Consider the following 16,772-nt stretch of genomic DNA (forward strand, 5'->3'; position numbering starts at 1 on the left):
GACATGCCGGGCGCGTCAGGCGTCGCGGGTCACCGCCCGCAACACCTCTTCCAGTTCCGCCACGTCCACCGGCTTGGACAGGTATTTGTCGAAGCCCGCTTTCGCCCCGCGCTCCATCATCGCCGTCGCGGTGTATCCGGACAAGGCCACCAGCATGCTGGTGGCCGTCGTCGCCGAGCGTCGCAGCGCGGCGGCCACTTCGAATCCGTCCACGTCGGGCAGGCCGATATCGATGACGATCACCTGGGGTGCCATGGCCTTGGCGCTGGCCAGGCCGGCTTCGCCGTTGCCGGCCGTGGCCACGGTATGCCCGGCATCCTCCAACAGCAGGCGCAGCGACTGCACGGCGTCTTCGTTGTCGTCGATCAGCAGCACGCGCAGCCCTTGCCCGCTGGGCGCGCGTACCGGCGCCGGCGCTACGACCGCCGCGTCCGGGCGCACCAGGCGCGGCATATCCACGATGAAGGTACTGCCCTGTCCCAGGCCTTCGCTGGCGGCGGTGACGAAGCCGCCATGGGCAGCCGCCAGGCGCTGCACCAGGGTCAGGCCGATACCCAGGCCGGCGTCCGTGCGGCCCAGGCTGGTGTCGGCCTGCGAAAACAGGTCGAAGACGCGCGGCAGCATATCGGCGGCGATGCCGATGCCGTTGTCGCGCACGACGATCTGCACGCGGTCATCGCTGGCCCGCACTTCCAGCTTCAGCACGCCACGCTCGGGGGTATAGCGCGCCGCGTTGTGCAGCAGATTGCTCAGGATCTGCCGGAAGCGCACACGATCCGCACGTACCCAGACGTCGGCCGGCGCCGGCAGGTATTCCACCGTATGGCGCTTGGCATTGATCGCGCCCTGGGTCATCTCCAGCGCCTGCTCCACCAGTTCGCCGACAGGCAGCGCTTCGTGGTTGAGCTCGATCTTGCCACGGGTCACCCGCGAAACGTCGAGCAGATCACTGACCAATCGGGCCAATTGTTCGGTCTGACGGGACACCAGCGCGGTCAGGCGGCGCGTATCGTCCGGGCTGGCGTCGCGCTTGCGCTTCATCAACTCCAGCGCGGTGCCGATCGCCGACAGCGGATTGCGCAGCTCGTGCGCCAGCATCGCCAGGAACTCGTCCTTGCGTTCGTCGGCTCTTTCGAGTTCGGCCTGGCGCAGCCGCAGTTGCTCCAGCGTCAGCAGCATTTCGCGATTCTGCTGTTCCAGTTCTTCCACCGGCGTCTGCAATTTACGCCGTGCGAGTTTCTCGATCAGGCTGGCCAGACCGGCCGGCTCGATGGCCGGATGGAATACGGGCAGGTGCATTTCCAGCGTCACCGTCGTGCCTTTGCCGTCGGGCGATTCGATATGGAATCCATCGACCAGGCGCCGCGCGCCGCTGATGCCCAGCTGGACCTTGCCGTCCAGGCGATTCGTACCCGAGAGTATCGCGGGTAGGTCCGCGATGCCCGGTCCATCGTCGGCGATGGTCACCACGATCGCCTGCGGCTCCGTAGGGCTGGCCGGGCGAAAGGCGAAATCGATGCGGCCGCCGCGGGCGTAGTCCACCGCGTTGCGGGCGATCTCCGATACCGCGGTCACCAGGCGCGTGCGCTGCAGGTCATCCAGCCCGAACACGTCGCCCACCTGGCGCGTACGGTCGCGCGCACCCACCAGGCCCTGGTCGCTGGCGATGCGGGTGCTCAAGATTCGATGGTTCATGAAGGGCAGCCCTTTGCGACGACAACAGTCGCGTCGTCCGTTGACCTCGCGTAATCCCGATGCATGACGCCGGCGATCAGGGATGGGTGGCGCGCGAGCAGCGAAGCCTGCTGCGCCAGATTCCAGCGCGACGACAGTCCGTCGCTCGCCAGCACCAGCACGGACGACGGCGTCCAGGTGTAGGACTGCTCGCGTATGGCGCGCACGCTATAACCCACGGTGCCGTCCATGGATGGCAGCCGCCGCTGTTCATGGTCCTGGACGAGCACCGCCGAGATATTGCCGATGCCGGCAAATTCCATGGTCCCCAGCATGGGGCGTACCACGGCAATGGCCATCACCACGCCACGTGTATGCTTGAGCTCCTTGTGTGCCGCGCGCACGACGTCATAAGGTGTCGCGGCGCCGTCCGCCTGGTGGAAGACGCCCACCGCCTGCGTGGCGGCATAGGCAGCCTGCGGGCCATGCCCCAGCCCATCCACCGCGACCACCCAGAAAGCGCCGTCCACCCAACGCGCCGACCAGGCATCGCCACAGGATTCCTGCCCAGCCTTGGCCGTCGTCAGCCCGCTGACGTCGATCGGCCGCCGGCGCACCGGGGGCGCCGCGGCGTCCAGCGGGGTTTCCTCGATCAATCGAGCCAGTATGCCGGTCCCCGCTCCCTGGGAGGTATAGATATCCACGTGCGACGACAAACGGGTAATGGTGCCCATTCCGACGCCCAGGCTGCTGCCGGTGGAATAGCCGTCGCTCATGCTTTGCTCGAGAGAAGCGATGCCGGGGCCTTTATCCAGGGCCAGGATCTCCAGGCCGGCCTCGCCGGGTGTCGGGCAGGGGCGGACGATCACTTCCCCCCCGCGGCCGTATTTGACAAGGTTGGTTGCGAGCTCCGTGATGACCAGCGCGGCGCGGTTCTGCAGCGTTTCGGATAGTCCGTTGTGCTTCGCGATGGCCACGGCCTGGCGGCGGGCCTCCGCGACCTGGCTCTGTTCCGTAACGCTTATCGGCGTTTCCATTGCGTCAGGCTCACGCGGGTGCCTTGACCCGGTTGGGATTGCACGTCGAATTCACTCACCAGGCGCTTTGCGCCGCCCAGTCCAAGGCCCATGCTTTTCGCGGTGGAAAAGCCATCGGTCAGGGCCTGCCCCAGATCGGCGATGCCAGGTCCCGTATCCTCGAAGCAAAGGCGCAAGCCGCGCACGCCCTCGCCGTTGACGATTTCCGTGATGGTCATGCGGCCGCCCAGGCCATGCACCAGCGTATTGCGGCCGATTTCACTGGCGGCGGTAATGAACTTGGTGCGGTCCAGCGTGCCGAACCCCACCTGGGTCGCCCATTCCTGCACCGTGCGTCGCACCAGGCTGAGCTGATCCTGTGTACGGAGTTCGAGTGTGGCCTGCCTGGTCTCGGTGATCACGCGAGGTCGGAGCCATGGACATCGGATTGGCGCAACAGATCCATGCCCTTGTCGACGTTCAGGGCGGTCTTGATCCCGGTCAGCGACATGCCCAATTCGATGAGTGTGATGGCCACCGCCGGGCGCATGCCGACGATGACCGTATTGGCGTCCATGATGCGTGCCATGGACGCAATGTGGGCCAGCGTGCGCCCGATGAAGGAATCGACGATCTCCAGGGCCGAGATGTCGATCAGCACGCCACGCGCGTGCGTCCGCGACAGCTGTTGCGTCAGGTCGTCCTGCAAGGTGACGGCCAGCTGGTCGTGCAGTTCGACCTGTATGGTCACCAGCAGGTAATCCCGCAGCTTGAGTATGGGAATGCGGTCCATGGCCTTATGCCTTGCCGCCCTGCATTCGGGCGACTTGCTGGCCGGTCTTGAACAGGGCCACGCGCAAGGCTTCCGACAGGGTCGACTTGGTGACCACGTCACCCAGCTCAACGCCCAGGTGCACGATGGTCTGGGCGATCTGCGGCCGGATGCCGCTGATGATGCACTCGGCGCCCATCAGGCGCGCCGCGGCAACCGTCTTCAGCAGATGCTGGGCCACCAGCGTATCGACCATGGGCACGCCGGTGATGTCGATGATGGCGATCGTGGCTTCGTGCTCGACGATGCCTTCCAGCAGGCTTTCCATGACGGTCTGCGTGCGTTCGCTGTCCAGCGTGCCGATCAACGGCAGCGCCAGGATGCCGTCCCAGATCTGGACCACCGGCGTGGAAAGCTCCAGCAACTCCTGCTGCTGGCGCTGGATGATCTGTTCGCGGCCCTTCTGGTAGGCCTCCACGGTGAACAGCCCCAGCGAATCCAGCACCACCGACAGCTTCCAGAACTCGTCGGCCAGGCGGATCGGATCGTCGCCGAATTCACGGCGCAGCGCCGACAGCAACGGCTGCTTGAGCGAGAACACGAAGACCGCCGTGTCGGAGGGGGAAAAGCCCTGCACCGCGCGGCTGCGCGACAGCGCCGACAGGAAGGCGCGGACTTCATCCCACGCCGCGCCGGGCATGCGCGCGTCCATGCTGTCCTGGATGGCGGCGGCGAATACATTCAGGAAATTGCTGCACTGTGCGCGCAGCTCGGTATCGTTGATCAGGCCTTTCGCATTGGACGACTCCAACTGCAAACCGATCCACTCCTTCAGGATCGTCTGCTCGGTCTCGCGCACGACGGCGGACAAACTGCTGCTGGATACGCTCACTTATTGCTCCAGAAAGGCTCAAATGTATGCGGCGACGATCACTCGATCGCGCGGGCCCCAAGAGCGGGGCCAAAACGACGCACAGGTTAACAGGTCGGCAAACAATATGTATTCGATTGCGACCGTGCCGTGGCGGTAAAACACAGGGATAGGGAAACTGATCCTTATGGATGAGCAACAGCGTGGCTTTGCCGACTGGCGAGAACAAAAACAATGCCGCGACAGAATCGTCGCGGTATCGCGGTAATCCTGCGCGGCGGCCCTCGCCGCCGCACCTTGCCAGTATCAGGCCGCCTTCTTCAGCGTGGCGACCTTGTCCGTGGATTCCCAGCTGAACTCCGGCTCCGAACGGCCGAAGTGACCGTAGGCGGCCGTCTTGGAATAGATCGGGCGCAGCAGGTCCAGCATGTTGACGATGCCCTTGGGACGCAGGTCGAAGTGCTCGCGCACCAGCTTGGACAGTTGCTCGTCCGGGATCACGCCGGTGCCGGCCGTGTAGACCGTGATGTTGATGGGCTCGGCCACGCCGATGGCGTAGCTGACCTGCACTTCGCACTTGCGGGCCAGGCCCGCGGCCACGATGTTCTTGGCGACGTAGCGGGCACCGTAGGCGGCGGAGCGGTCGACCTTGGACGGATCCTTGCCGGAGAACGCGCCGCCGCCATGGCGGCAGGCGCCGCCGTAGGTGTCGACGATGATCTTGCGGCCGGTCAGGCCGCAATCGCCCTGCGGACCGCCGATGACGAAGCGGCCGGTCGGGTTGACCAGGAAGCGGGTCTTGGCCGTGATCAGGCCGGCCGGGAAGCACGGCTTGATGATGTCTTCGATGACCGCTTCGCGGATGGTTTCCTGGGAAACTTCCGGCGCGTGCTGGGTGGACAGCACCACGGTGTCGACTTCGGTCGGGCGGCCGTCGACGTAGCGGAAGGTGACCTGCGACTTGGCGTCGGGACGCAGCCACGGCAGGCGGCCGTCCTTGCGCAGTTCGCTCTGGCGCTGCACCAGTCGGTGCGAATACCAGATCGGCGCCGGCATCAGGTCGGGCGTTTCATCGCAGGCGTAGCCGAACATCAGACCCTGGTCGCCGGCGCCCTGGTTCAGATAGTCTTCCGACGTGCGATCCACGCCCTGGGCGATGTCGGGCGACTGCTTGTCGTAGGCGACCAGCACCGCGCAACCCTTGTAGTCGATGCCGTATTCGGTGTTGTCGTAGCCGATGCGGCGGATCGTGTCGCGGGCGACCTGGATGTAGTCGACGCTGGCGGAGGTGCTGATTTCGCCGGCCAGCACGACCAGGCCGGTATTGCACAGCGTTTCCGCGGCAACGCGGGCGTTGGGATCCTGCGTGAAGATCGCGTCCAGGACAGCATCGGAGATCTGGTCGGCGACCTTGTCCGGATGGCCTTCGGAAACGGATTCGGAAGTAAAGAGAAAATCGCTATGTGCCACGGTTTTGCTTTCCTTGCAGGACCGCGGGCGCACTGGCCGGGGCATGGCCCCGGGCGCTGACCGCCAGCGGTCGGATTGACGAAGGTGCGTTGCACCTGGCTCGCAATCCGGAAAGATTTTGACCACGGCGCGACGCTTTAGCGGATTTTGCGTGCGAGCCCGGCGCTCTAAGCCCCGGACTGCGCGCGTCGCCCCGCAAGTTGTCGGTTAACTCGGCGACCTTTGCCATTTTAAGCGAAAATGGCGGCTTTCACCCATTCCCCCCGCATGCTGCTCGTCGCCCTGTTCCGCCTGCTGGCCCGCCTGCCGCTCTCCGTGCTGCATGGCATGGGGCGTTTCTTCGGCGTTCTGGCCTACCTGTGGCCCGGCAAATACCGCCGCCGGCTGCGCGCCAACGCCGCCCAGGCCGGCTACGGCGACCCCCGCTTCGCCCGCGAGGCCGCCGCGCAGGCCGGCGCCATGATCTTCGAAATGCCCAAGGTCTGGTTCCAGACCGACAGCTGCCTGGCGCGCGTGCAATCCGACGACGAAGCCATCGTCCAGGCCGCCCGCGCCGAAAATCGCGGCGTGCTCTTCATGACGCCCCATCTGGGCTGCTTTGAAATCATGGCGCGGCACCTGACACGCCAGTTGCCGCTCACGGTCATGTTCCGGCCGCCGCGCCAGCCCGCCCTGGCGCCGCTGCTGGATGCCGCGCGCAATACTTCCAGGCTGCGCGCCGTGCCGGCCACCATGCAGGGCGTGCGCGAATTCGTGCGGGCCCTGCGGCGCGGCGAAGGCATCGGCATGCTGCCGGACCAGGCGCCGAAGGAAGGCGACGGCGTCTGGGCGCCCTTCTTCGGACGCATGGCCTATACCGTCACCCTGCCCGGCAAGCTGGCCTTTCCCAACGACGTCCCGGTCATACTCACCGCCGGCGAACGGCTGCCGCGCGGCCGCGGCTGGCGTGTGCACTACGTCCGCGTGCCGGGCCCCCTGCCCGCCGACGCGCAAGCCCAGGCCGCCCTGTTCAATGCCGCCATGGAAACCCTGATTCGCCGCTTTCCCCAGCAGTACCTGTGGGGCTACAACCGCTACAAGACCCCGCGCGGCGCCCCACCCGCCCCGGACGCCGGCATCGCCGCGGCCGCGGCCTCCGGGGATCGCATCCAATGAGCGGTATCAAGCACCGGGCCCTGGTCGCCCTGTTTTCCTGGTTCGGCCGCGTCAGCCCCGCGACGCGGCTGCGAGCCGGCGCCATCCTTACCTGGTTCACGCTGCTGTTCGCGCGCCGCCGGCGGCGCATCGTGCGCATCAACCTGGACCTCTGCTTTCCCGACGAAAGCCCGGAAACCCGCCGGCGCTGGCTGCGCCAGCACTTCCGCGCGCTGTGCCAGTCCGTGGTCGACCGCGGCGTGCTGTGGTACGGCACGCCCGAGGCCATCCGCGACATGGTGACGGTATCCGGGCACGAGGAATTCCTGCGCCTGGGCCGGGAAAAGCAGCCGCTGATCCTGCTGGCGCCTCACTTCGTCGGCCTGGACGTGGCGGCCACGCGGCTGACCATGGAATCGCCCACCGGCGCCACCATGTATACCCCGCAACGCGACCCCGATGTCGACGCCATCGTGCGGGCGGGCCGCCAGCGTTTCAATGAGGTGCACCTGGTCAGCCGCAAGGAAGGCGTGCGCGGACTGATCCGCCACCTGCGCGAAGCGCGCCCGGTGTACTACCTTCCGGACATGGACTTCGGCCGCGAAGGCGCCGTCTTCGTGCCTTTCTTTGGCGTGCAGGCGGCAACGATACCCGCCACCGCGCAGATCGCCCGCAAATGGCATACGCCGGTGATACCCGTCATCGAGTTCTGGGATCCGGACACGGGCCGCTATCACGTCGACGTGCTGCCCGCGCTCGAGGATTTCCCCGGCACCGACACGCTGGAGGAAGCCACGGCGCGCCTGAACCGCGAACTGGAAACCTGGGTCCGGCGCTGCCCCAGCCAATACTATTGGGTGCATCGCCGCTTCAAGACCCGCCCGCCCGGCGAAGCGAAGGTGTACTGAAGCCCCACGGCGCCGCATGCGTCAAGCGGCGGGATTGGGCGATAATGTCGCAATCATGTGGAACTTCACGAAAATGCACGGCGCCGGCAACGACTTCGTCGTCCTCGACGGCGTACGCCAGGCCATCACGATGACGCCCGAACGCGCCAGGGCGCTGGGCGACCGTCATTTCGGCATCGGCGCCGACCAGATACTGGTGGTCGAACCCGCCACGGTCGCCGACGCGGATTTCCGCTATCGCATCTTCAATTCCGACGGCAGCGAAGTCGAACATTGCGGCAACGGCGCGCGTTGCTTCGTGCGCTTCGTCCACGATACAGGCCTTTCCGACCGCAATCCGCTGCGCGCGCAGATCGCCACCGGCATCCTGGTGCTGGATGAAGGCGATGACGAACAGGTCACCGTGGACATGGGCATCACGCGTTTCGAACCGGTGGATCTGCCCTTCGACGCCGCGGGACTGGCGTCGCACAAGGAAGGCGTGGACACGCTCTACACGCTGCCGCTGCCCGCCACCGATGCGCCGGCCATGCCGGCCAGCGTGGAGATATCCGTGGTCGCCATCTCCAATCCCCACGCGGTACAGGTGGTGGACGACGTCGACAGCGCGCCGGTCCATGTGATCGGCCCGGCGGTGGAATCGCACGCGCGCTTTCCGCGCCGGGTCAACGCGGGCTTCATGCAGATCGTTGACCGCCACAACATCCGCCTGCGCGTCTACGAACGCGGCGCTGGCGAAACGCTGGCCTGCGGCACCGGCGCCTGCGCCGCGGTCGCCGCCGGCATCCGCCGCGGCCTGCTCGATACGCCGGTGCGCGTTCAGGCGCGCGGCGGCATGCTGACGGTGGACTGGGACGGCCGCGCGCTGCGCATGACCGGCCCCGCGACCTCTGTCTACACCGGCGCGGTCGACATCGACAAGCTGGTCTTTTCCATGGCCTTGAACCGTTAAGCGAGCCGTACCGCACCCATGACCGACAACGCCCCCAGTCCGCAACAGGTCGCCGACTTCCTGCGGGACAATCCGGATTTTTTCACCTCGCATGCCGACGTCTTCGCGGACATGCATGTGCCGCACCCCCATGGCAGCGGCGCGATATCGCTGGGTGAACGGCAGATCCTGATGCTGCGCGAACGCAATCGCGAACAGGAATGGCGCCTGAACGAGCTGATCCACAACGCCAATGCCAACGAAGGCATCAGCAGCCGGCTCACGCTATGGTGCTCCCGCCTGCTCGCCGAAACGCAGATCGACCGCATTCCCGGCGAAATCGCCCTGGGCCTGGCGCGGGAATTCGACCTGAACGAAGTCGGCCTGCGGCTGTGGCGCTTGTCCGGCATGCAGGAAAGCGGCTATGGCGAACCGGTGTCCGAAGACGTACGCACGTTCGCGGACAGCCTGAAGGCGCCCTACTGCGGCACCGATACCGAATTCGAGGCGGCCAGCTGGCTCAGCGTCAAGCCGCGCTCGCTCGCCCTGATCCCCCTGCGCCCCGGCGCGGACGCGCCCACGGTCGGACTGCTGGTGCTGGGATCGAACGACCCCGAACGCTTCGCGCCGGACATGTCCACCACCTTCCTGGACACCGTAGGCAAGCTGGCGTCGGCGGCGCTGCGCCGACTGGCCTGAGGCCGCGTTCAAATATGGACCGCCCGCTGCCCGCGCCGATGCAAGCGTGGCTGGCGCACCTTGCCGGCCAGCGCCGTTACTCGGCGCATACGCTGGACGGCTACGGGCGCGATCTGCGGCAGCTGGCTGAACTGGCTGGCGATATTCCGCTGGAACGGCTGGCGCACGGCCATATCCGCCAATTCGTGGCGCGCCTGCATGCCCGCGACCTGGGACCGCGCAGCCTGGCGCGCGCGCTGGCGGCATGGCGCGGGTTCTACCAATGGTGGGCGCCGCAGGCGGGGCTGCCTGGCAATCCCGTCGCCGGCGTGCGCGCGCCCAAGGCGCCCCGGCCCCTGCCCAAGGCGCTCTCCGTCGAACAGGCCCAGGCGCTGATGGACCGCCCCGCGGCCGGCGGCGGCCACGACCCGGTGGCATTGCGTGACCAGGCGATGCTGGAACTGCTCTACTCCAGTGGGCTGCGCCTGTCCGAACTCACCAGCCTGGACTGGCGCTACGAACGCGGCGCCGACCACACGTCGGCAAGCTGGTTGAACCTGGATGAACGGGAAGTCGTCGTGCTGGGCAAGGGCGGCAAGCAGCGCGCGGTGCCCGTCGGCGCCGCCGCCGTGCAGGCGCTGCGGGCCTGGCTGCCCGCACGCGCGGCGCTGCTGGGCCCGCGGTCGACGCCGTCCGATGCCGCCGCGCTGTTCCTGGGTGCGCGCGGCCATCGCATATCGCCGCGCGTCGTGCAGTCGCAGTTGGCCAAGCTGGCGCGCGTCGCCGGCCTGCCCGTGCACGTGCACCCGCACGTGCTGCGCCATAGCTTCGCCAGCCACGTGCTGCAATCGGCGCAGGACCTGCGCGCCGTGCAGGAAATGCTGGGGCACGCCAACATCACCACCACCCAGGTCTATACGCGCCTGGATTTCCAGCACCTGGCCCAGGTGTACGACAAGGCGCATCCCCGCGCCGGAAGGAAATCCTGAGTTCAGGGCTTCAGCGCCGCCATGAACTGCGACAGATTCCACTGGAACATGCCCAGATAGGTGGCGGCCGGCAGGCCCGGCCTGGCCAGGGCGTCGGAATACAAGGTCCCGCCCAGCTTGGCGCCGCTTTCGTGCGCGATGCGTTGCCCCAGGCGCGGATTGCTGACGTTCTCCAGGAACACGGCGGGCACTTTTTCGCGCTTGACCTGATCGATGATGTTCGCCAGATCGGCGGCGGAAGGCTCCGCGTCGGTGGAGATTCCCATGGTCGAAATGAATGTCACGCCATACGCCTGGCCAAAGTAGCCGAAGGCATCGTGTGAAGTCACCACCCGGCGCCGTTCGGGGGGCAGCGCCGCGAAGGCCTGCTTGACGCGCTGGTCCAGGGCCTCGATTTTGGCGACGTAGGCATCCGTGCGCTGGCGGTAGGCGTCGGCGTGCGCCGGATCCGCCTCGGCAAGTGCCGCGCCGATGTTGCGGGCATAGATCGCACCATTGGCCAGGTTCTGCCAGGCGTGCGGATCGGTGTGGGCATCATGGGACCCGTGCGCGCCCGCACCGCTGCTCCGGGCACCCGCTTCAACGGCGTGGCCGGCGACGTCATCGGCGCCGAAATCGCGCGGCTGCACGCCTTGCGACGCCACCACGGTGGCGCCCTTGAAGTTCGCGCTTTTCACCAGCCGGCTCAGCCAGGTCTCGAAATTCAGGCCATTGACCACCAGCAGTCGTGCCGCGCTCAGGGCGCGGGCATCGGCCGGTGTCGGCTCGTATTCATGCGCGTCGCCATCGGGCCCCACCAGCGTATCGACCTGCACGTCCTCCCCGCCGATCTGCCTGGCCATGTCGCCCAGGATGGAGAAACTCGCAACCACGTGCAAAGGGCCGGACGCGGCATTGGCGGGCGGCGTCGGTACGCCGGGCGTCGCCACGCCGGGCGCGTCGGCCGCGTGCGCGAGCGCCGCGCACCAGGCCAGCGACAAGCCGCCCAGCCAGGCGGCCGCCCGCCGCGCCATAGTCGATTGCAAGTATCGGATCGCCATATGCGTACCTCCAGACTGCTTCAACGCGCGGCGCCGCGCGCGCGCCGCGATAGATCCAGCAAACCGCCCTGCGGGCCGAATGCCACCGAAAACAGATAAACCACGCCCGCGCTCAAAATGATGGCCGGCGACGCCGGAAGGCTGTAGTGATATGAAACCAGCAACCCGGCCAAGGACGCGGCCGCGCCCAGCAGCGCCGCCAGGGGCATCTGGCCCGCCGCGGTCCGTGTCCAGAACCGCGCGGAAGCGGCGGGCAGCATCATGATGCCGACCACCATCAGGGTTCCCAGCACCTGGAAACCCGCTACCAGGTTGAACACCACCAGCATCAGGAACGCCATGTGGACCAGCGAGCCCCTGCCGCCGGATGCGCGCAGGAATCCGGGATCCAGGCATTCCGCGACCAGCAGGCGATACAGGCCGCCCAGCGCCAGCAAGGTGATGGTCGCGCAGGCGGTGACCAGCAGCAGCGCGTCATCGTCCAGGCCGAGCACGGTGCCGAACAGCACGTGCAGCAGATCCATGTTCGAGCCGCGCAGCGACACCAGCAATACGCCCAGCCCCAGCGAGATCAGATAGAACGCCGCGAAACTGGCGTCTTCCCGCAAAGGCGTCAGGCGCGACACCAGGCCGGCCAGCAGGGCCACCGCCAGCCCTGTGACGATGCCACCCAGCAGCATCGCGGTCAGCGACAGGCCCGACAGCAGGAACCCGGCGGCCACGCCGGGCAGGATGGCATGCGACATGGCATCGCCCATCAGGCTCATGCGGCGCAGGACCAGGAACACGCCCAATGGGGCGGCCCCGAACGCCAGGGCGAACGAGCCCGCCAGCGCGCGGCGCATGAAGCCGTAATCCAGAAAGGGCGACACCGCCCACTCCATCAAGCTCATGCCAGCTCCCGATCGCGCAGTTGCCGGGCCGTGCGCAGATTGGCGTCCGTCAGCACTTCCGCGGTCGGCCCCCAGGCGACGACATCCCCGGACAGCAACAGGGTGTGCGGAAAATGCGCGCGCACCAGCTCCAGGTCGTGCAGCACCGCGACGATGGTGCGCCCCTGCCCATGGCATGCGGCCAACAGCCGCATCAAGTCATCGACGGTGTGGGTATCCACCGCCGCGAACGGTTCGTCCAGCAGGAGCACGTCGGCATCCTGCAGCAGCAATCGCGCGAACAGGGCGCGCTGCAACTGTCCGCCGGACAGCGTGCCGACGATGCGATCGCCAGCGCCGCCCAGGCCTACCGCTTCCAGCGCCTGCCGCACGCGTTCGCGCTCGTCCGCGCCGAAGCGACGCCAAGCGCCGACCCTGCGCCAGGCGCCCATCGCCACCAGCTCATGGACAGTGATAGGAAAACTCTTGTCCAGCTCGGCCGCCTGCGGCAACCAGGCCAGATCGCGGCGTCCCGCGCCGCTCACGGTCACGCGGCCCGACATCGGCCGCACCACGCCCATCACCCCCTTGATCAGGGTCGACTTGCCCGCGCCATTCGGCCCGACGATCGCCGTCATCGTTCCCGGCATGAAACTGCCGCTGACCTCGCTCACCGCGCGACGACCCCGCCAGCCGAAGGATGCCGCTTCCAGCGAGATGCGCGCCGGCGCGCGTCCCGTCCCTACCACCATCCCATCGCCCACGCGGTGAATCCCCACAGAACGCCGCTGACCAATGCCGCCGCGGCCATGCGTTGCGCGGCGGAGGCCAGCAGCCAGGAGCCATGCCCCGCAAGACGCGGGCGGCGCGCGGTGGATGAACTGGCAGGAAGGGGATCGGAAGTCATCGGATAAGGCAAGGGAACGGACGGCGGCCCCGGGCGGGCCGGGATAAGCGACCTGCCAGGCAGCGCGGCCCGGGACACGGGGACACGGGGAGACGGGGACCCGGCGACACCGGGACACCGCGCCACGCAACGCCGTCGGGCGTCGACGTATTGTTATATCATAACAAAACCAGCCGCCGCACGGGACGCTCCAGCGAAGGCTTCCCCGGCCGCGGCCTGGCCGGCGACCAGGTCGGGTATCCTCTATCCCGTCCACGCCCGGCCTCCTCCCAGGCCCGCTCGCCTTATGCCCACTACCACCCGATCGTCTCAACCCGATAGCGTCGGCGCCCAACTGGATCTCGCCGAAACGCTGTGCGCGCAACGCGGCCGGCGCCTGACGCCGATACGGCGCAAGGTGCTGGAGCTCCTGTTGCGCCACGGCCGCAGCCTGAAGGCCTACGACCTGCTGGAGGCCATGCGGGCCGTGCATCCCGGCGCGGCGCCGCCCACGGTTTACCGCGCGCTGGACTTCCTGATGGATGAAGGACTGATCCATCGATTGGACGCCGTCAATGCATGGACGGCCTGCCATGACGCCGGCGGCGCGCCGCACGACCTGCTCGTCGTCTGCACGAGCTGCGGCGCGGTGGCGGAAGTCAACGATCCGGCCATGAGCCGGCAACTGGCGGAACGCGTCGCCCGGACCGGCTACGCCTTGACCTCGCACGAAACCGAAATCCGCGCCTTGTGCCCCGCCTGCCAGCAACAGCGCGCGACCGACGCTCCGGCGGCCGGCGCTCCGGACCACGGCGCGCACGAAGACGACCACGGCCATGCACATCCGCATCGCCATTGAATGCGGCTAGTGCCTCATCAGGCCATATGATGGAGCAACGCGACCCGCCACCGCGACGTGGCGGCGCGCGCCCGATCGGGGCTCCTGCGTTCTATGGATAAAGGATTACGGATAATTTCCGATCCTGGTGTTGAAATCCCCACATCTGCCCCCATTTGGCTGCAATCTTCCTTTAAACCAGGGTAGGCCCGGGGTTTGCCCGGCGTCGCCGACTGTGCTGTAATCCTGCGTCCGGGCGGGAAGGCAGCCCCTGAGACGGCGGCCACGACACCCACGCCCACCGCGCTTCGCGCAAGGCCCAGGCGACACGCCAGGGCGTTACGCCGAAGCATTGAATCGGCAGTCATTATGAATACCTTGCGCAGTCTGGACGAAATGGTCCCCGTCACGATCCTTACCGGCTTTCTCGGCGCGGGCAAGACCACGCTGCTGAAACGCATCCTGACGGAATACCACGGCCGCCGCGTCGCGGTCATCGAAAACGAGTTCGGACCGGAAAGCATCGACAACGACCTGCTGGTGCAGGACAGCGACGAAGAAATCGTCGAGCTCAGCAACGGCTGCGTGTGCTGCACCGTGCGCGGCGACCTGATGCGCACGCTGAGCGACCTGAAGGCCAAGCGCCAGGCAGGCGAACTGAAATTCGAACGCGTCATCCTGGAAACCACTGGCATGGCCAACCCTGGCCCGGTATGCCAGACGTTCTTCATGGACGACGACATCGCCGAATACTACCGGCTGGACGCCGTCGTCACGGTGGTCGACGCCAAGCACGGCATGGCCACGCTGGACGCGCAGGAAGAATCGCAGAAGCAGATCGGCTTCGCCGACCGCATCCTGATTTCCAAGCGCGACCTGGTGAACGACGCCGACTACGAAGCGCTGCGCGCGCGCGTCGTGCGCATCAATCCGCGCGCGCCCATCACGCCCGTCAACTTCGGCGAAGTGGACCTGAAGTCCATCATCGACATCAGCGGCTTCAACCTGAACTCGATCCTGGACATCGATCCGGAATTCCTGGACCAGGAGCACCCCGACGCCCGCCACGATCATGATCACGACCATGATCATGATCATGAAGGCGACTGCGGCCCGGGCTGCGGTCACGAGCATCACCACCATCATCACGCGCACCACAACGACGAGATCGGCGCCTTCGTGTTCCGGTCCAACAAGCCGTTCGACCCCGTCCGCCTGGAAGAATTCCTGGGCGGCGTGGTCCAGGTGTACGGCCCCGATCTGCTGCGCTACAAGGGCATCCTCTATATGAAAGGGGTGAACCGGCGCATGCTGTTCCAGGGCGTGCACATGATGATGGGCGCCGAGCCCGGCAAACCCTGGACGGCCAGCGAGAAGCCGTCCACCAAGATGGTCTTCATCGGCCGCAAACTGCCCCAGGAAATATTCACCCGGGGACTGGAGCAGTGCCTGGTTGGCGCGTCCTGATCATCGGGACACGACCCATCAGGTCCGATTCATAGTGTGGAGTACTTTCATGGCTACCAAGGCAGCAACGAAAAAATCAAGCAAGTCGACGAACGAGACGCCGGTTGATCTGCCCAGCGAACAAGAATTGCTGGCCATGCCCGAATCCGACTACATGAACGATCGCCAACTGGCGTTCTTCAAGGATCGGTTGAAGCAGCTGGAGCAGGACATCCTGAACAACGCCGGCGAGACCACGGAACACCTGCGCGAAACGCAGTTCGTTCCCGATCCCGCCGACCGCGCCACCATCGAAGAAGAACACGCGCTGGAACTGCGCACGCGCGATCGCGAGCGCAAGCTGCTCAAGAAAGTGCAGCAGTCCATCGCCCGCATCGACAGCGGCGAATACGGCTGGTGCGAGGAAACCGGTGAACCCATCGGTATTCCCCGCCTGCTGGCACGTCCCACGGCCACCCTGTCGCTGGAAGCGCAGGAACGCCGCGAAATGCGCCAGAAGCTGTACGGCGACTGATCTCGCGCCACATCGCGCAAGGGCCGGATCCGCAAGGGTCCGGCCCTTTTTCCTTTGCGCGGCGAGTCAACCTTGAATCCTCGCGCCGCCGACCCCATATGCGATTGTTACAGGCATCCGCATCGTCTGAAGGGTGCCGTCCGCGTCGGCGCGAAGGAAAGCAATCATGGATCAATATCACGGCACCACCATCGTCAGCGTGCGGCGCGGCAATCGCGTCGCGCTGGGCGGCGATGGCCAGGTCACCCTCGGCAACATCGTCATCAAGGGGACGGCGCGCAAGATCCGCCGCCTCTATCACGACAAGATCCTGGCCGGCTTCGCCGGCGCCACCGCCGACGCCTTCACCCTGCAGGAACGCTTCGAAGCCAAACTGGAAAAGCACCAGGGCCACCTGATGCGCGCCGCGGTCGAGCTCACGCGCGACTGGCGCACCGACCGCGTGCTGCGCCGCCTGGAAGCCATGCTGATCGTCGCCGACCGCGACCACACGCTGGTGCTGACCGGCAACGGCGACGTACTGGAGCCCGAACACGGCCTGGCCGCCATCGGGTCCGGCGGCGCCTATGCCCAATCGGCCGCGCGCGCCCTGCTCGACCACACGGATATGTCGCCCGAGGAAATCGTCAAGAAGTCGTTGGAGATCGCCGGCGAAATCTGCATCTATACCAACCAGAACCACCTGATCGAAACGCTGGGCGAATAAGCCAGC

Annotated in this window: 18 protein-coding genes; 9 read left to right on the forward strand and 9 right to left on the reverse strand. The window is 66.7% G+C overall.

Annotated features, from left to right (window positions below):
- Window positions 1-15: 15 nt before the first annotated feature.
- The 6 genes from CAL12_RS26655 to metK all read right to left on the reverse strand — a co-directional run bounded on the left by CAL12_RS26655 (window position 16) and on the right by metK (window position 5,803).
- Window positions 16-1,695, reverse strand: coding sequence for an ATP-binding protein (locus tag CAL12_RS26655; protein WP_086067365.1), 1,680 nt, complete (start codon window positions 1,693-1,695; stop codon window positions 16-18).
- Window positions 1,692-2,711 (reverse strand): ATP-binding SpoIIE family protein phosphatase, encoded by a 1,020-nt coding sequence (locus CAL12_RS26660; protein ID WP_086067366.1) that lies wholly within the window; start codon window positions 2,709-2,711, stop codon window positions 1,692-1,694. Before CAL12_RS26660 ends, CAL12_RS26655 begins: the two co-directional genes overlap by 4 nt.
- The gene (locus CAL12_RS26665) at window positions 2,696-3,109 is read right to left on the reverse strand and encodes an anti-sigma regulatory factor (protein ID WP_086068136.1); all 414 of its coding nucleotides are present in this window, start codon (window positions 3,107-3,109) and stop codon (window positions 2,696-2,698) included. The genes CAL12_RS26660 and CAL12_RS26665 overlap by 16 nt, the downstream gene beginning before the upstream one ends.
- A complete protein-coding gene (locus CAL12_RS26670) occupies window positions 3,109-3,483 on the reverse strand; it encodes an STAS domain-containing protein (RefSeq protein ID WP_086067367.1) in 375 nt (124 codons plus the stop codon). The genes CAL12_RS26665 and CAL12_RS26670 overlap by 1 nt, the downstream gene beginning before the upstream one ends.
- Before the next feature lie 4 nt (window positions 3,484-3,487).
- Window positions 3,488-4,354 (reverse strand): STAS domain-containing protein, encoded by an 867-nt coding sequence (locus CAL12_RS26675; RefSeq protein ID WP_086067368.1) that lies wholly within the window; start codon window positions 4,352-4,354, stop codon window positions 3,488-3,490.
- A gap of 285 nt (window positions 4,355-4,639) precedes the next feature.
- The gene (gene metK / locus CAL12_RS26680; protein ID WP_086067369.1) at window positions 4,640-5,803 is read right to left on the reverse strand and encodes a methionine adenosyltransferase; all 1,164 of its coding nucleotides are present in this window, start codon (window positions 5,801-5,803) and stop codon (window positions 4,640-4,642) included.
- A 270-nt stretch (window positions 5,804-6,073) separates the two neighbouring features.
- Here metK and CAL12_RS26685 point away from each other — a divergent pair, with 270 nt between their 5' ends.
- From CAL12_RS26685 to xerC, 5 genes are read left to right on the forward strand one after another with little or no spacing between them, the layout of a single operon-like run.
- The gene (locus CAL12_RS26685) at window positions 6,074-6,958 is read left to right on the forward strand and encodes a lysophospholipid acyltransferase family protein (protein ID WP_086068137.1); all 885 of its coding nucleotides are present in this window, start codon (window positions 6,074-6,076) and stop codon (window positions 6,956-6,958) included.
- On the forward strand, window positions 6,955-7,845 hold the full coding sequence (locus CAL12_RS26690; protein WP_086067370.1) for a lysophospholipid acyltransferase family protein: 891 nt from the start codon (window positions 6,955-6,957) through the stop codon (window positions 7,843-7,845). The genes CAL12_RS26685 and CAL12_RS26690 overlap by 4 nt, the downstream gene beginning before the upstream one ends.
- A 34-nt stretch (window positions 7,846-7,879) precedes the next feature.
- Complete coding sequence (gene dapF, locus CAL12_RS26695; RefSeq protein WP_086068138.1) at window positions 7,880-8,797, forward strand: diaminopimelate epimerase; 918 nt, start codon at window positions 7,880-7,882, stop codon at window positions 8,795-8,797.
- Window positions 8,798-8,815: 18 nt separating this feature from the next.
- Window positions 8,816-9,475 (forward strand): DUF484 family protein, encoded by a 660-nt coding sequence (locus CAL12_RS26700; RefSeq protein ID WP_086067371.1) that lies wholly within the window; start codon window positions 8,816-8,818, stop codon window positions 9,473-9,475.
- A 14-nt stretch (window positions 9,476-9,489) separates the two neighbouring features.
- The gene (gene xerC / locus CAL12_RS26705; protein ID WP_086067372.1) at window positions 9,490-10,443 is read left to right on the forward strand and encodes a tyrosine recombinase XerC; all 954 of its coding nucleotides are present in this window, start codon (window positions 9,490-9,492) and stop codon (window positions 10,441-10,443) included.
- Window positions 10,444-10,445: 2 nt separating this feature from the next.
- On the opposite strand, the gene CAL12_RS26710 is transcribed toward xerC, so the two are convergent.
- Genes CAL12_RS26710 through aztA form a run of 3 tightly spaced genes read right to left on the reverse strand, consistent with a single transcriptional unit; the run spans window position 10,446 to window position 13,107 of the window.
- The gene (locus CAL12_RS26710) at window positions 10,446-11,468 is read right to left on the reverse strand and encodes a metal ABC transporter substrate-binding protein (protein ID WP_232464640.1); all 1,023 of its coding nucleotides are present in this window, start codon (window positions 11,466-11,468) and stop codon (window positions 10,446-10,448) included.
- A gap of 35 nt (window positions 11,469-11,503) precedes the next feature.
- Window positions 11,504-12,376: a metal ABC transporter permease gene (locus CAL12_RS26715; RefSeq protein WP_086067374.1), complete on the reverse strand. Its 873-nt coding sequence runs from the start codon at window positions 12,374-12,376 to the stop codon at window positions 11,504-11,506.
- Complete coding sequence (gene aztA, locus CAL12_RS26720; RefSeq protein ID WP_086067375.1) at window positions 12,373-13,107, reverse strand: zinc ABC transporter ATP-binding protein AztA; 735 nt, start codon at window positions 13,105-13,107, stop codon at window positions 12,373-12,375. The genes CAL12_RS26715 and aztA overlap by 4 nt, the downstream gene beginning before the upstream one ends.
- Before the next feature lie 441 nt (window positions 13,108-13,548).
- On the opposite strand from aztA, the gene CAL12_RS26725 reads away from it, so the two are divergent.
- The 4 genes from CAL12_RS26725 (at window position 13,549) to hslV (ending at window position 16,766) form a co-directional block, all read left to right on the forward strand.
- On the forward strand, window positions 13,549-14,100 hold the full coding sequence (locus CAL12_RS26725; protein ID WP_086067376.1) for a Fur family transcriptional regulator: 552 nt from the start codon (window positions 13,549-13,551) through the stop codon (window positions 14,098-14,100).
- Window positions 14,101-14,448: 348 nt separating this feature from the next.
- The gene (locus CAL12_RS26730) at window positions 14,449-15,546 is read left to right on the forward strand and encodes a CobW family GTP-binding protein (RefSeq protein ID WP_086067377.1); all 1,098 of its coding nucleotides are present in this window, start codon (window positions 14,449-14,451) and stop codon (window positions 15,544-15,546) included.
- Between the two features lie 49 nt (window positions 15,547-15,595).
- The gene (gene dksA, locus CAL12_RS26735; RefSeq protein ID WP_086067378.1) at window positions 15,596-16,060 is read left to right on the forward strand and encodes an RNA polymerase-binding protein DksA; all 465 of its coding nucleotides are present in this window, start codon (window positions 15,596-15,598) and stop codon (window positions 16,058-16,060) included.
- A 166-nt stretch (window positions 16,061-16,226) separates the two neighbouring features.
- A complete protein-coding gene (gene hslV / locus CAL12_RS26740) occupies window positions 16,227-16,766 on the forward strand; it encodes an ATP-dependent protease subunit HslV (RefSeq protein WP_086067379.1) in 540 nt (179 codons plus the stop codon).
- Window positions 16,767-16,772 lie beyond the last annotated feature (6 nt).

Origin of the sequence: Bordetella genomosp. 8 (assembly GCF_002119685.1) — a bacterium.
Classification (GTDB): Bacteria; Pseudomonadota; Gammaproteobacteria; order Burkholderiales; family Burkholderiaceae_B; genus Bordetella_C.